The organism is Streptomyces sp. NBC_00086 (genome assembly GCF_026343255.1).
GTDB lineage: Bacteria > Actinomycetota > Actinomycetes > Streptomycetales > Streptomycetaceae > Streptomyces.
In genome coordinates this window covers 7,229,923-7,244,816 of sequence record NZ_JAPELZ010000001.1, presented here as the reverse complement: position 1 = coordinate 7,244,816, position 14,894 = coordinate 7,229,923, and the positions used below count along the sequence as shown (strand labels likewise).

13 protein-coding genes are annotated in these 14,894 nt (G+C 71.0%); 7 read left to right on the top strand and 6 right to left on the bottom strand.

Annotation, left to right across the window (positions count from 1 at the left end; translation table 11 throughout):
• Positions 1-6: 6 nt before the first annotated feature.
• The 3 genes from OG276_RS32875 to OG276_RS32870 form a co-directional block, all read right to left on the bottom strand.
• Positions 7-207: a hypothetical protein gene (locus OG276_RS32875; RefSeq protein WP_266910925.1), complete on the bottom strand. Its 201-nt coding sequence runs from the start codon at positions 205-207 to the stop codon at positions 7-9.
• Positions 126-380, bottom strand: a complete 255-nt coding sequence (locus OG276_RS40980) for a KR domain-containing protein (RefSeq protein ID WP_353963467.1) — start codon at positions 378-380, stop codon at positions 126-128. The genes OG276_RS32875 and OG276_RS40980 overlap by 82 nt, the downstream gene beginning before the upstream one ends.
• Before the next feature lie 357 nt (positions 381-737).
• On the bottom strand, positions 738-1,763 hold the full coding sequence (locus tag OG276_RS32870) for a hypothetical protein (protein ID WP_266910923.1): 1,026 nt from the start codon (positions 1,761-1,763) through the stop codon (positions 738-740).
• Between the two features lie 1,154 nt (positions 1,764-2,917).
• On the opposite strand from OG276_RS32870, the gene OG276_RS32865 reads away from it, so the two are divergent.
• From OG276_RS32865 to OG276_RS32850, 4 genes are read left to right on the top strand one after another with little or no spacing between them, the layout of a single operon-like run.
• Positions 2,918-4,153, top strand: a complete 1,236-nt coding sequence (locus OG276_RS32865; protein ID WP_266910921.1) for an acetyl-CoA carboxylase biotin carboxylase subunit family protein — start codon at positions 2,918-2,920, stop codon at positions 4,151-4,153.
• A complete protein-coding gene (locus tag OG276_RS32860) occupies positions 4,150-5,274 on the top strand; it encodes a phosphopantetheine-binding protein (protein ID WP_266910919.1) in 1,125 nt (374 codons plus the stop codon). Before OG276_RS32865 ends, OG276_RS32860 begins: the two co-directional genes overlap by 4 nt.
• Positions 5,275-6,561, top strand: a complete 1,287-nt coding sequence (locus OG276_RS32855) for an MFS transporter (RefSeq protein WP_266910917.1) — start codon at positions 5,275-5,277, stop codon at positions 6,559-6,561.
• Entirely contained in the window at positions 6,558-8,072 is a 1,515-nt protein-coding gene (locus tag OG276_RS32850) for an AMP-binding protein (protein WP_266910915.1), read from the top strand. Before OG276_RS32855 ends, OG276_RS32850 begins: the two co-directional genes overlap by 4 nt.
• Here the strand turns inward: OG276_RS32850 and OG276_RS32845 are convergent.
• Together OG276_RS32845 and OG276_RS32840 are read right to left on the bottom strand one after the other, a co-directional pair.
• The gene (locus OG276_RS32845) at positions 8,069-8,635 is read right to left on the bottom strand and encodes an NADPH-dependent FMN reductase (RefSeq protein WP_266910913.1); all 567 of its coding nucleotides are present in this window, start codon (positions 8,633-8,635) and stop codon (positions 8,069-8,071) included. The genes OG276_RS32850 and OG276_RS32845 overlap by 4 nt on opposite strands.
• 342 nt (positions 8,636-8,977) lie before the next feature.
• The gene (locus tag OG276_RS32840; RefSeq protein WP_266910911.1) at positions 8,978-10,312 is read right to left on the bottom strand and encodes an alpha/beta hydrolase; all 1,335 of its coding nucleotides are present in this window, start codon (positions 10,310-10,312) and stop codon (positions 8,978-8,980) included.
• Positions 10,313-10,380: 68 nt separating this feature from the next.
• Between OG276_RS32840 and OG276_RS32835 the strand changes: the two genes are divergently transcribed.
• On the top strand, positions 10,381-10,998 hold the full coding sequence (locus OG276_RS32835) for a TetR/AcrR family transcriptional regulator (RefSeq protein WP_266910909.1): 618 nt from the start codon (positions 10,381-10,383) through the stop codon (positions 10,996-10,998).
• A gap of 208 nt (positions 10,999-11,206) precedes the next feature.
• Here the strand turns inward: OG276_RS32835 and OG276_RS32830 are convergent, their stop codons facing one another.
• Positions 11,207-11,638: a DUF2000 domain-containing protein gene (locus tag OG276_RS32830; RefSeq protein ID WP_266913321.1), complete on the bottom strand. Its 432-nt coding sequence runs from the start codon at positions 11,636-11,638 to the stop codon at positions 11,207-11,209.
• Positions 11,639-11,735: 97 nt separating this feature from the next.
• On the opposite strand from OG276_RS32830, the gene OG276_RS32825 reads away from it, so the two are divergent.
• Together OG276_RS32825 and OG276_RS32820 are read left to right on the top strand one after the other, a co-directional pair.
• The gene (locus tag OG276_RS32825) at positions 11,736-12,554 is read left to right on the top strand and encodes an AraC family transcriptional regulator (RefSeq protein WP_266910907.1); all 819 of its coding nucleotides are present in this window, start codon (positions 11,736-11,738) and stop codon (positions 12,552-12,554) included.
• 290 nt (positions 12,555-12,844) lie between these two features.
• Positions 12,845-14,836 carry a discoidin domain-containing protein gene (locus OG276_RS32820; protein ID WP_266913320.1) on the top strand — a complete coding sequence of 664 codons (1,992 nt, stop codon included), beginning with the start codon at positions 12,845-12,847 and terminating at the stop codon, positions 14,834-14,836.
• Positions 14,837-14,894: the final 58 nt, after the last annotated feature.

Below are 14,894 nucleotides of genomic sequence, written 5' to 3'. Positions count from 1 at the left end.
TTTCCTTCAGGGCTTCAGGGGCAGGGCTTCAGGGGGCAGGTGGTACCGCCGGGTCGGGCCCCGGCCGATCCGGCAGCCGGTCAGGCCGTCGGGCCCGCGCTCCGCCAGGTCGTCGGCGATCGCCGTCACCGTGGCCTCGGCGACCGCGATGTCCGCCGTTCCGCGCGCCGCGAGCTCGGCGTCGATGACCTCGGAGGACGTCGGCATGCCGAGACCCACCCCGCCACGAAGTCCACGCGATGCGCACCGTGTCCGCGTCGCCCTGCGCCGCACGGGTGCGGGGCGAGGGCGTCCAGGAAGGCGTTGCCGGAGGCGTAGTCGCCCTGTCCCGTGATGCCCGGGAGCCGGCCGCACGAGGAGAAGAGCGTGAAGAAGTCCACGCTGCCCGGCGGGAACCGCCCGGGACCGTCGGGGCGGCGGGCCGGCGCCGGGCGCACCGGCTCCCGCTCGACCCGTACGAGACGGGGGACCTCGGCGCCGCTGCCGCGCGGAGCGGCGGCGTGCGGGCCTCACGCACTCCCCGGGTCACGCACCACAGGCCCAGCCGCAATGGTGCGCCCCGCACGGAGTGGTGTTGTCGTTCGTACCCTGCACGACCTGTCTCCTTCGGTCGTACGACGTTGGAGCGGTCGACGGCCGACGGCCACCGGCGCGGGGGCGGGGTTCGCCGTGCGTGACGGAGTACGGCCCCGCCCCTGCCCCCTTGGCGGCCGCTCGGCCGCTGCGCGAGGTGGCTGTCAGCCGTTGATCAGGTGCTCCGTGCCGGGGACCAGGTGGGCCCGGTACGGATCGATGTCGTCGACGTTGACGGTCTTGATGATCCACCGGGTGCGCAACGCGTCCGGGTCGCCGACGCTGACGACCTCCTTCGCGTGCACGGTGTGGTTGTTGTAGGTGATGACGAAGTCGCCCGGGCCGATGAACACCCTGCTCTTGTGGGCGTGCAGGACCTCGTTGACCTTGGGTACGAGGGCCTTGGCGCGGTCCGTCACGCCGACGGTGCGGTTCTCGAAGTACCGCAGGTCGTCCTCGCCGCCGATGACCGGGTGCTTGTCGGCCTCGCCGAGCTCCAGGGAACCGCCCATGACCGTCAGGTCGTCGAAGGGCGTGTAGAACTCGTTGCTGCGCAGCGCCTCCAGCTCTTCCTCGGTGAAGGAGGCGATGACGTCGATGTTGCGGACGAAGGAGGTGTACACCTCGTTCACCGGGTCGCTGCGCATGCCGACCATGTAGACTTGGTCGGGGCGGACGAAGTGGTTCGCCAGGTCCTTGTGGAAGTAGATGCGGTTCAGGGCCTTCTGGGACTGGCTCTCCTTCATCGACCGCTTGGGGTAGATGTCCTGGTACACGTCACCGTCGTTGACGTTGACGTAGCCGATCCCAGGGGTGTTCGCGAGCTGGGCGAACAGGGCGAGGAAGCCCTCGGCGATGAAGGTCTTCTTCAGCTCGTACTTGGACTTGACGGGCTCGTCGAAGTCGAAGTGGGGTACCTCGCGGTCGTACGGCACGTTCTTGATGACGACGGCCGGCTGCTCGGCGCGGTCGATGGTCGCCAGCGAGTCCACGTAGGCACGGAAGCGCTCGGGTACGACACCTTCGGCGATCAGCGCGTTGACCTGGAAGAGGTGTGCCTCGTAGAGCCGGTAGGGGTTGGCGGTGACCCTGCCGAGGGCTTCTTCGAGAGCGGTACACTCCAGGTCGGTGAACGTGAATTCGGGAGTGATCTCCCACCCAGTGCCCAGGATGGCGGGTGCGGTGGTCACAGGGACTCCTTACGCATTTGGTAGGTCTCGCCGGCGTTCGCGTTTCGCCACTGGGGTGGCCGGGCAGTCGGAAGCTGCTCGGCCGCCCGTCGAAACCTCGGGGCGGAACACGGCAAAGCCGTGATGATGGCTGCCCTATTAGGCAAAGCCGAAGCGGCAAGGGCCTTGTAAGGCGCAGCCGTGACGCCAAGTCTGTTTGGCGCAAAGTAGTGCCAGACGTTGTGGCGTTGCGAACGTTAGGCACGGGGCTCGCCACCCGTCAAGATCAATCTTTTTGTTGAACGCAACCAATTCCGTTACCGGGCGATTTCAAAGTCGCGGTCTTCTTGTGAATATGCAGGTCACAGCGCCGCAACGGCGCAGAGAAGGCGCGGAACCGAACTAGACCAAGCCCCGTTGCGGAAGGGACCTTCCCAAATCCCCCGCACGCTAAGGGGTTTTGGCGTGCCACCGGCCTGCCGCCGCCCGCCGCGGCGCCCTCCCGACATGTCCGCCGCCCGACGCGTGCGCCTTCGGCCCGGATCCCGCTGCGGGCGCGCCACGGCGCGAGTCCCCCCGCAGCGACCCGCCGGGGTAAACCGGATATGCACGGAGAACACCGAATCCCTGTCGGGGTGTCCGGTACGTCCCGGACGGGAGCCCCATGACGTTCTGACCGGCGAAACGGAGAGCGCTATTCCGATCGGCTCCCCGAAACGGACTGCCCGCATGCTGCTGCCGGACACCCTTGAAGTACCTCTCCTATTCGGTCATGTCGGTATTTCACCTCCGGGATTGCATGGAGCGACCGCATTTGCGGAGCAGGCGTAAAGGTCGATAATTCCCCGGATCGCGAAAATCGATCTTGACTGGCGGTCTGGCGTGCGCATAACTTGGCCGAGCTGACAGCTCCAGTTCCGTTTGCGCCAGACCGGGCGCCTCGGTCGGCCCCACCGGGCCCACGCCACCGCACCACAGGACGGATCTGCCGGCTCCCCGGGCCGACGCGGTGCCGCCCCATGCCCCCGCGCACGCCCTTTCTTCGCAGACCTCGCGCCGGTTCCGGCAGCGCCGCCGGTGCCGCCGGCCGAAGACCCCGGCCCGCCCTCGCCCCGTACGTCCCCGCATGCGGGGGCTGACGCCTCTCACGCATGCACCACAAGGGGGTTCAGCAAGTGATCATCGTTCCGTACGCGCAGGGCGCGGCCAGTCCCAGCCGGATCGCTTCCGCGTCCGAACGCTTCGGCGGAGTCGTCTTCGTCGTCGACGCCGCCGTACCACAACCCCCCGCCGTCCTGTCGGTACTGGAGCGGTTCGGGATGGTCGTCCACGGCGACCCCGAGGACCCGGAACTTTCGGCCCGGTTGGAGCCGTACGCGCCCGTCGGCGTCGTCACGTTCGTCGACGCCCTGCTGCCGCTGGCGACGCGCATCGGTGCGCACTTCGGCCTGCGCACCCACGACGCCTCCGTCTGCTCCCTGCTCACCAGCAAGTACCTGCAGCGGCTCCGGCTCAACGGCGAGGGCGTCGGACACGTCGACACCACCGCCTTCACCTACGGGGGCGAGCTGCCCGCGAGCCTCGCCGAGGCCGTCTACCCGGCGGTCCTCAAGCCCGACTCCGGGGCGTCCAGCCGTGACACCCTCTTCCTCGACAGCCATGCCGACCTGCTCGCCCACACGCCCGAACTGGTCTCCGGACAGCCCTACGTCCTGGAAGAGGCCATCATCGGCACCGGCGAGTCCCCGGCCGGGGAGTGGCTCGCCGACTACGTGTCCGTCGAGAACGCCCTCGTCGACGGCGAGCTCGTCTGCGTGGGCGTCTCGGGCAAGCTCCCGATGGCGCCGCCCGTCCGCGAACGCGGCGCCGTCTTTCCCCTCGTGCTGGGCGACGCCGTCGACGCCGAGGTCCGCGACCTGTCCGCCAGGGCGGTCCGCGCGCTCGGCATCACCACCGGCCTCACCCACACCGAGATCAAGCTGACCCCCAAGGGCGCGCAGGTCATCGAGGTCAACGGACGGCTCGGCGGCGCCTTCGAAGCCCTCATGCCCCAGGCCGGCGTCACCGACCCGGTGGCCCTTGCCGTCGAGATCGCCGCCGGCGCGACCCCGGCACGGGTACGGGAACTGATCCGGCCCGCCGAGAAGGTCACCCTGGTCCACTGGGCCCAGCCGCCCATGTCCGCCACTGCCGTCGACACCCTCACCGGAATGCCGGAACTGCGGCGCATGGACGGGGTGTTCGCCGCCGGCCGGGTCCTCGCCCCCGGATCCCCCGTCGACTGGCGGCGCGGCTCGATCGGCCGGGTCGTCGACGTCTGGCTGGAAGCGGCCGACCTCGACGAGCTGGCCACCCGACTCGCCGCCGCCGAGCGGCACCTCGATCACCACATCACCTGGAGGAACGCGTGACCACCCATGCCCCCGACGCCTCGGCCGAGGACCTTGTCACCGAGGCAGTCCGGCGCGCCTGGACCGACGTGCTCGGCGAAGAGCCCGAGTCCGAGGAGATCAGCTTCTTCGACGCCGGTGGCGACTCCCTGGCCGCCGTGGAGCTCATCGAGCACCTCCAGGAGCAGCTCGGCCGCTCGCCCCGCATCCAGGACGTCTACCGCTCCCCGAGCCTCGCCGGACTCACCACCGCCCTGCTCATCGACGAGAGCGCCGTGCCGGCCGCACACCACACCACCGGGCGCACGGTCGTGCGCTTCCGCGACGCCGACGGCGGCCGTCTGTGGGTCTTCCTGCCACCGCTCTCCGGAGCGGTGACCCGCTACGGGCGGATGACCCGGCTCCTCCCGCTGGCCGACGCCGTCTGGGCCTGCGAAACCCCGGCCTCCCTGTCCCGCCAGGGCATGCGGGCCGTCGCCGACGGTCTCGCCGAAGCGCTGATCGCCGAGGGCCTCACCGGCTTCGACGAGATCGTGCTCGGTGGCTACTCGCTCGGCGGGGTCTTCGCCCACGAGGTGGCCGGCGCGCTGGCCGCCCGGATCGGGCACGAGAAGGTCTCCGCGCTGCTCATCGACCCGCCGTCCCCCGAAGACCCCTCGCTGACGCTGTCCCACGAGGAGACCTTCGACATCTTCGTCCGGGTCGGCTGGCGCATCACCGCCCGGGAACCGGCCGCCTTCCTCGACGCCGACGGCACCATGGACTTCGCGGGCATCGCCGCCGCCGCGGCCGAGGCCGCCACGCTGCCCAAGAACGCCGGCGCCGACGAGGTCGAGGCGGCCTGGCAGGTGTACGCCGCCAACGCCGAGATCCTCACCGGCTACGCCCCCGGCCGGCACCCCGACGACCGCCGCGCCCTGCTCCGTACGCCGCGCAAGGGCGAGTCCCTCGCGCTGGCCGCCGGCGAGGACTGGACGGCCTGCGCGCCCCATGCGGTCTGGGCCGATGTCCCGGACCCCGAGCGGTGCTGGGCCGTACCGCTGGAGCACTTCCAGCTGCTGGAGCCGCCGAACGACGTCACCATCGCCCGCTGGCTCGTCCGGACGGCCGACCTGATCGCCGACGGACGGAGGGCGGGCTAGATGGCCGAGGCCACGACCGTCGCCGAGCCCCCTCCGGCGCCCGAGCCGCCCCGCGGCGGCCTGCGGCTGCCCAGTTGGGTCACCGAGCTGGGCCGGCCCGGCGCCCGGCGCCTGCTGGCCTGGCAGGCGCTGATCGACTCCTCGGGCAACGGCATCGCCCTCGGCCTGCTGACCCTCTACCTGATCGGCCCCGCCGGGCTGACCACGTCGGAGGTCGCCGCGTGCCTGTCCGCCGCGGCCGTCGCGGGGCTGCTCGCCACGCTGCCGGCCCGCCGGCTGATGCCGCGCATCGGAGCCCGCCGCTACGCCATCATCTCCAGCCTGGTGCGCGGCGCGCTGATCGCCGTACTGCCGTTCACCTCCGGCGTCGTCCCCGTCTTCGTCCTCATGGTGCTGAACGGCGCGGCGGAGGCCGGGCGTTACGCCATGTACCAGGTCATCATCGTCGACGTGGTGCCGGAGAAGGACCGCGGCGAGGTCCTCGGCATCCGTCGCGCGATCGGCAACCTCGGCTTCACCGTGGCTGCCGGCCTTGCCACGCTCGCCATCGCCGGCGGCAGCCGCGGGGCCTTCCAAGTGGCCTTCCTCTTCGACGCGTTCACCTTCGTCGCCGCCGCCCTGATGGTCGCCCGGATCAAGACGAGCCCCCCGTCCGCGGCCGAACCCGGCACCAGGCCCCGGGGCTTCTTCCAGGACCGGCGGTACCTGACGCTGACCGCGCTGCGGAGCGTCTGCGGCGTCCTCGCCACCTCGGTGTTCACCGTCGGCCTGCCCCTGTGGGTGACCACCAAGACCGACGCCCCGGCCTGGCTCGCCGGCATCCTGCTCGGACTCAACACGCTGCTCGTCGTCCTCTTCCAGGTCGGCATCTCCGCCCGGGTCGTCGGCCTCGTCTCGGCACGGCGCTTCCTGCTCCTCGGCAGCGCGCTGACCAGCGCCGGCATGGTGGGCTTCGCCGTCGCCTCCCACGTCGGCGCGGTGACCGCGGCGATCCTGCTGCTCGTCGGCACCGTGCTCGCCGTCTTCGGCGAGATGACCGACACCGCGAGCTGGTGGGTGATCTCCATCGACCTGGCGCCCGCCGACCGCCGCGCCGAGTACTTGACGACCTTCGACATCTCCACCCCGGCGACGGAGATCATCGGCCCGACCTCCATGGTCCTGGTGGTTGCGCTCGGCAGCACCGGGTGGCTGGCCTTCGGCGCTCTGGTGCTGATCGCCTGCGTGTGGTCGGCGCTGCTGCTGCCCCGGGAAACCCCTACCGGGAAGGACTCGGCACCATCATGACCACGCTCTACGAGGCGTTCCGAGACAGCGCCCACCGTCATCCCGACGCGACGGCGCTGGAGGTCGACGAACACGTCCTGACCTACGCCGAGCTCACCGACCTCGTCGACCGGCTCGCCGGCCGGCTCGCGGTCGCCCCCGGCACCCGGGTCGGCCTGGTCGCCACCCGCAGCCTCGCGGCGTACGCGGGCTACCTGGCGATCCTGCGGTGCGGCGCGACCGTGGTCCCGCTGAACCCGACCTTCCCCCGGCAGCGCATCGAGTCCATCGCCACCCAGGCGAACCTCGGGCTGTTCCTCATCGACGGCGGGCTCGACGAGGCCGTCGTCGCCGCGATGACCGCGTCCGCGGAGCGGCTCTCGGCCCGGGCGCTCGTCGAGACCGACGCCACGGTCACGGGGCCCGCCACCGAACCGGAACCGGGCCCGTACGCCGGCGGCGGCGACGACATCGCGTACGTCCTCTTCACCTCCGGTTCCACCGGCCGGCCCAAGGGCGTGCCGATCCGCAACCGCAACGCCGAGGCGTACGTCCGCCACCACGTGGCCCGGCACGAGAGCGCGCCCGGCTGCCGCTACTCGCAGACCTTCGACCTGACCTTCGACCCGTCGGTCTTCGACATGTTCATCTGCTGGGGCGGCGGCGCGGCCCTGGTCGTGCCCAACGCCTCCGAGCTGCTGGACCCGGCGGCCTTCGTCAGCGCCCGGGCCATTACCCACTGGTTCTGCGTGCCCTACATCGTCACCCTGGCGAACCGCCTCGGACTGCTGCCGCCCGGCTCCATGCCCACCTTGCGGCGCAGCCTGTTCGGAGGCGAGGCACTCACCCTGGAGCAGGCCGCGATCTGGGCCGACGCCGCCCCGAACAGCACGATCGAGAACATGTACGGGCCGACCGAGGCGGTCGTCACCATCACGACCTACGTGCTGCCGCCCCAGCGATCGGACTGGCCGGCGACGGCCAACGGCACCGTGCCCATCGGGGCACTGCACCCGGATCTCGAATACCTGCTCCTGGACGACGAGTTGTGCGTACGAGGTCCCCAGAGGTTCGACGGCTACCTCGACCCGGCCGACGACGAGGGCCGGTTCCACCCGAAGGAGGGCCCGGCGCCGGTCCCCGAGGACTGGTACCGCACCGGTGACCTGGTGGCCCTCCAGGACGGGGTCTTCGTCCACCGGGGCCGCATCGACCAGCAGGTCAAGTTCCGCGGCTACCGCATCGAACTCCCCGAGATCGAGGCGAAGCTGCGCGCGGTGCCGGGGGTCACCGAGGCGGTCGTCCTGCACCAGCCCGGCGCCAACGGCGGCCGGCTGATCGCCGTCCACACCGGCGAGCAGCGCCCCACCTCGGAGCTGACGAAGCTGCTGCGCGAGGAGCTGGCCCCGTACATGGTGCCGAGCCGCTTCGTGCACGTGGACGCCCTGCCGACCAACGCGAACGGCAAGATCGACCGTCGCAGTCTCATGGAGGAGTTCGCCGTCGGCAACCGGGTCCGGGCGGCACGCTAGGAGTCGGCCTCCGGACGGAAGTCGGCTCCGGCCCCGGCCGCCAGCAGGGTGAGGATCCCGGCGAGTTGGGCGCGTACGGCCTCGTCGGCGACGGTGCCGTCCGCGCCCACCGTCCCGCGGTCCACGGTGATCCGCGCGCACGCCGCGTCCCGGATGTCGGCGCCGGTGTAGCCGAGGACCGTCCGCAAGGTGGCCTCCGCGCCCTCGCCGCGGCCCGGGGCCGCCGCGTTCACCCAGGCGACGGGCTTGTCGCAGATCTCGGTGCCGCCGACGGTCCAGTCGAGCAGGTTCTTGAAGGAGCCCGGCAGGGTGCCGGCGTACTCCGGGGTGCAGATCAGCACCCCGGCCGCCCCGGCGATCGCCGCGCGCAGCCCGGCCACCGGACCCGGCAGCGGTTCGGCGTCGTCGTCGGGGTTGAAGTGCGGGAGGTCCGCCAGCCCTTCGTAGAAGACCGTCCGCACCCCGGAAGGGGCCGCCGCTCGCGCGGTGCGCAGGACGGTCTCGTTGGAGGAGCCGGCCCGCAGGCTTCCCGACAGCAAGAGGATCACAGGGAGCGCAGTCATGTGCCCCAATGTAGTGATCCGCGACGGGAGGGAGCCGCCGGGGTCAGCCGAAGCGGCCCTGGACGTAGTCCGAGGTGCGCGGGTCGGCGGGGGCCCCGGACATGGTCCGTGAGGCGACCACCTCGGGGGTACTCGGTGTTGGAGGTGAACCACGGGGAGGCCGCGAACTCCTCGTAGCTCTCCGTGCCGAAGGCCTTGCGGCACACGACCGTCAGGTCGTAGCGGCCTTCGAGGGTGGTGGAGCCCGCCTGGTTCGCGCAGTCCCGCATGGTCATCGTCAGCGGGATGCCTTTGCGGACCAAGGACACGTCCTTGGCTGTACTTCGCGCAGGGCCCAGGCGGTCATTTGTGGTCGCGCATGAAGGCAGGGATCTCGTCGCGGGTCGGGTAGTTCGGCAGGGGTGCCGGCTTGTCCTGAAGGAACGCAGTGATGACGGCAGCGGCTCGGTCGTTGTTGTCGTCGAGGCCGTTCCACATGTGGTGTCCGACTCCGGGCATGTACTGCGTGCGCTGGATGGCGGGGTCATGGGCGAGGATGGCGGTCGCCCATTGACGGACCTGGGAGGAGCATGCGGCGATCATCAGCATCGCGGGGGTCCGGGACTGCCTCAGTAGCGGTGCGACGGAGGGCGAGTCCTTGACCGTCTGCTGGACGCGGAGGCTGGCGGCAGGGCTGAAGGAGAAGTTCTGTGCGGTGTCCTCGCTGGGGATGCGGTGCGCGTCGCCCGCGCAGTAGGCGGATGCGGTGTCGCTGCCGAGGTCCGCGGCGGTGAAGGCGTTGGCGCCTTCGGCCTGTCCGATCAGTCCGGTGTCGGGGCTGAGGAGTCCGAGTCGCATGAAGCCGAAAGCCACGGCGTACCGGGGGACGTGCGTCGATCGCGGTCCGGTCGGGTTGGGGGCGAGGCCTCGTGCGGATGCCCGGCCCTTGTGCCCGGTGATGTGTGCGGTGGGGCCGTCCATGGGCCCGGGCTCGGCGATGACCGCCCGGTGCAGGCGTGTGGCGACGCCCGGGTCGGCCAGGGCTCGGGTGAGCACGACTCCGCCCCCGGAGAATCCGAGGATGTCGACCTTGCCCTTGTCCAGGCGGTCGACGAAGGCGGCGAGGTCACGGACCGCCCTGGAGATCGTGTACTGGTCCATGGGGAGCAGGTCGCTTCGTCCGCCGCCGGCCTGTTCGTAGGCGTAGACGTCGTAGCCCTGGCGTGCCAGGAGTTGCAGAAAGGTGTGGTCTTGCACCGAGATGCCGCGGATGGGGCCCCCGTGGAGGTACACGAACGGGACGGGATGCCGGGGGCCGGGGTTCGCGGGCGGGTAGTGATAGACCGCGACCCGGCTGCCCGTGTCCAGGTTCCAGTGCTGAGTGGACACGAACGGCAGCGCGGGCGGATACCGCCGGGCCGTCGGTGCGGTCGGGATGCAGACCGCCGCCGTCAACGCCGCCGCGACGACCACCGGCAGGAACGGCACGAGCCGCGCCGGCCAGGTGCGGTGCCGCCCCCTCCACAGCGCGAGGACGGTCCCGGTCCCGAGGGTCGTCAACCACGCGGCGAGCCCCGAACCCGCCCCGTCCGTGAGTGCGATCAGTGCGAGGAAGACGACGACCAGCGCCGCAACGGCGGCCAGGGTTAACAGGAGGCGTCCGGTGAAGCGGACGAGACGTATGACGGACGTGGGCACGGCGGGCCTCCGACAGTTTCAGAACGCTGTTTCAAAACGACGTTATCAGAGGGGGTAGGCTGCTGACCGTGGGTAGGCCCAGAACAAACGACGAGGCCGTCAAAGAGCGGCTCGTGGAGTGCGCGACCGAGATGCTCGCCACCCGTCCGCGGGAGTCCGTCACGGTCCGCGCCGTGGCCACTGCCGCCGAGGCGTCGACGACGGCGGTGTACTCCTTGTTCGGCGGTAAGGACGGGCTGATCCGTGCGGTGCGCGACAGAGCCGTCGCCGGCCTGTTCCAGGACCTGTCGGCGGTGCAGACCTCCGCGGACCCTCTCGCCGACCTCTACGCACTGGCCGTCGCCTACCGTCGTTGGGGGCGCGGACACAGCCACCTCTACACGGTGCTGTTCGGTGGTGTGCAGTCCTTCGACCCGTCGGGAGAGGCCGGTGCCGGTGACCCGATCCGCCCGCTGCTCGCGGCGATCGATCGCGCCTTGACGGCGTCCGTCCTCGCCGGCGAAGCAACGTCGATCGCCCTGTCGATCTGGGCCGCCCTGCACGGGCTCGTGACTCTCGAACTCGCCGGGGCCCTCGACGCCACCACGGCCGAGGCCGCTTTCCGCTCGACGATTCACGCCACGCTGCGCGGATGGACGACCCCGGAGGTGTTCCGCAGTCTTCGCCAAGCCGAACTCGCCCGGTGACCGGATCCCTCGGCCTGTAGACCCCACAGGGGCCGCCCCGAAACCGGCTCGGCCCGCCGGAGCCGTTTGGCCGAAACCCCACCGATACGCGGCTCCCCGGCGCCCGCCCGCCGCCGGCCCGAACGCCCACCCGCCGCCGGCCCGGACGTCCGTCCGTCAGCCAGTCAGTCACCGCCCGGACGTCCGTCAGTCACCGCCCGAACGCCCGTCAGCCGTGCATCCGGGCCCCCTTGAGCACCTTGTCCACGGAGTTGCGCGCCCCGTGAACGGCGATCCCCACCAGGTCGAGCCGCTCCCTGCCCACCGCCGCCACGGCCGCGCGGTTGGCCCGGTCGTGGCCCGTGCCGAACAGGTCCGCCGTGAACACCGCCGTCGCCAGCCCGCGCCGCACCGCCCGCTCGTGCGCCGCCGTCACCGTCTCCTTCCCGCCCTCGAAGACCAGTACGGGCTGGCGGAACATCGGCAGGTAGGGGGTTCCGTCGGCGTCCTCGTACGGCTCGCCGACCACCTCGGGACAGGCCGTACCGAGCCCGCTGACGAGGAACGCGGTGACGTTCAGCCGCTGCCAGGTCTCCAGGTCGTCGCGCAGCAGCACCGCGATCTTGGTGTCGAACCGCACGGGTGCGTCCTGCCCGTCCATCTCGCCGGCCTTCTCGCCGGTCTTCTCGCCGGTCTTTTCGTCGCTCATGCACCGAGACTGCCGGGAGTCCCCGCGCACGGTCTTGTACGTTCTTTGCGTGCAGCCCCAGCAGGAGGTTTCGGCCTGGCGTCCGCGGGTCGCGGGTGTCGTCGAGGTCTTCCACGCCCGCTTCACCGCGCACGCTTACCCCATGCACGTCCACGACGCCTGGACCCTGCTGATCGTCGACGACGGCGCCGTCCGCTACGACCTGGACCGCCACCGGCGCGGCACCCCGGGCGACACCGTGAGCCTGCTCCCGCCGCAGGTCCCGCACAACGGCTCGGCGGCGACCCCGCACGGGTTCCGCAAGCGCGTGGTCTACCTCGACACCACCGTGCTGGACGCGCGCTTCACCGGCGCCGCCGTGGACGGTCCCGACCTCGCCGATCCCGTCCTGCGCCGGCGCGTCGGGCAGCTCCACCGGGTCCTGGCAGCCCCCGGCGACGAGTTCGAGGCGGAGAGCCGGCTGGCCCTGATCGGCGAACGGCTGCGCACCCTGCTCCGGCCCCGCCTCGAACTCCCCCGCGCCCGGGCCGCATCGCCCGGCACCGGCGCCGGCCTCGCGCGGAGCCTGCGCGAGCTCCTCGACGAGCGGGCGGCCGCCGGCCTGTCACTCGAGGAGGCGGCCGGTCTGCTCCAGGCCCATCCCGCCCACCTGGTGCGCGCGTTCAGCGCCGCCTTCGGGATCGCCCCGCACCAGTACCTCGTCGCGCGCCGGGTCTCCCTGGCCCGCCGGCTGCTCCTCGACGGCCGCCCGGCGGCCGAGGTGGCGGCCGAGGCGGGGTTCTACGACCAGTCCCACTTCACCCGGCACTTCAAGCGTGTCGTGGGCACCACCCCGGGGCGCTACACCCGGTCCTCCGCATCCCGCTGACGCCGGGCCTACGGGCGAGTAGGGTGACGATCCATCAGGTCATCTGACCCGGACCCTTGACTCTGTACCCGGCAGTAGCGATTCTCGACCCAATGCTTGCGCGGGACATGACAAACAGGTGCCAGGGCGGCCACGCCTCGGGTGGACCGTGTCCTCGACCGCGCCCTCCGCCGACCGAGGACGTGAGAGTGGCCATGACCCCAGAACCACGAAGGCAACGACGAGAACCACACCCCCGCAGTCGGCGCAAGCCGTTCGCGATCCTGTCCCTGCTGCTCGGCCTGCTCGCCATGGCGCTCGGCCCCGTACCGGGAGCGGCGGCCGACAACGGCTGGTGGAACCCCACCGCACGGCCCGGGCCCGACTCCCAGATCAACGTGACCGGCGAGCCCTTCAAGGGCACCGACGCCCAGGGCAACGTCCGGGGCTTCGTCGACGCGCACGACCACATCATGTCCAACGAGGGCTTCGGCGGCCGCCTGATCTGCGGAAAGCCGTTCTCGGACGCCGGTATCGCCGACGCGCTCAAGGACTGTCCCGAGCACTACCCCGACGGCAGCCTCGCGATCTTCGACTTCATCACCAAGGGCGGCGACGGCAAGCACGACCCCGACGGCTGGCCCACCTTCAAGGACTGGCCCGCTCACGACTCGCTGACCCACCAGCAGAACTACTACGCCTGGATCGAGCGCGCCTGGCGCGGCGGCCAGCGCGTCCTCGTCAACGACCTCGTCACCAACGGGGTGATCTGCTCGGTCTACTTCTTCAAGGACCGCAGCTGCGACGAGATGACCGCCATTCGCCTCGAGGCGAAGAAGACCTACGACATGCAGGCCTACGTCGACAAGATGTACGGCGGCGCGGGCAAGGGCTGGTTCCGCATCGTCACCGACTCCGACCAGGCCCGCGAGGTGATCAAGCAGGGCAAGCTGGCCGTGGTCCTCGGTGTCGAGACCTCCGAGCCCTTCGGCTGCAAGCAGATCCTGGACATCGCGCAGTGCAGCAAGCAGGACATCGACCGCGGCCTCGACGAGCTGTACAACCTCGGCGTGCGCAGCATGTTCCTGTGCCACAAGTTCGACAACGCCCTGTGCGGGGTCCGCTTCGACGAGGGCGCGCTGGGAACGGCCATCAACGTCGGGCAGTTCCTGTCGACCGGCACCTTCTGGAAGACGGAAGCGTGCACCGGCCCGCAGCACGACAACCCCATCGGCCTGGCCCCGGCGGCGGCCGCCGAGAAGCAGTTGCCGGCGGGCGTGAGCGTGCCCTCGTACGCCTCCGGCGCCCAGTGCAACACCCGCGGCCTCACCGACCTCGGTGACTACGCGGTGCGCGGCATGATGAAGCGCAAGATGATGCTCGAACTCGACCACATGAGCGTGAAGGCGGCCGGCCAGGCCTTCGACATCATGGAGACCGAGAACTACCCGGGCGTGATCTCCTCGCACAGCTGGATGGACCTCGGCTGGATGGAGCGGCTCTACAAGCTCGGCGGTTTCGCCGCCGCGTACATGGGCGGCTCCGAAGGCTTCAGCGCCGAGGCCAAGCGGACCGACGCGCTGCGCGAGAAGTACAACGTCGGCTACGGCTACGGCACCGACATGAACGGCGTCGGCGGCTGGCCCGGCCCGCGCGGGGCGAACACGCCGAACCCGGTCACGTACCCCTTCCGGAGCACCGACGGCGGCTCGGTCATCGACAAGCAGACCACCGGCCAGCGCACGTGGGACCTCAACACCGACGGCGCCTCGCACTACGGCCTGGTGCCCGACTGGATCGAGGACATCCGGCTGGTCGGCGGGCAGGGCGTGGTGGACGACCTGTTCAAGGGCGCCGAGTCCTACCTGCGCACCTGGGGCTACTCGGAGCAGCACAAGGCCGGCGTGAACCTCGCCGCGGGCCGGCCCGCCTCCGCGAGCACGTCCGAGTGGTGGAACCCCTTCGTCAGCTTCGCTCCCGGCCTCGCCTTCGACGGCAGCCGGAGCACCCGCTGGGCGAGCGAGTGGAGCAACGACCAGTGGCTGCAGGTCGACCTCGGGTCCGAGCACCTGGTCAAGCGGGTCACCCTGGACTGGGAGGCGTCGTACGGTCGTTCGTACCGCATCGAGGTCTCCGCGAACGGGACGGACTGGACGACGGCCTGGTCCACGGCCGAGGGTGACGGCGGCGTGGACACGGCGAGGTTCGCCGGGGTCCCGGCCCGGTACGTACGCGTCCACGGAGCGGGACGCGGTACCCAGTGGGGTTACTCCCTGTACGAAGTCGGCGTATACAGCAGCTGACGGCGTCGAGCGGGGTGTCCGGGGGCCGGTGAGCCCGCGGACACCCCGCTCGGGGCGC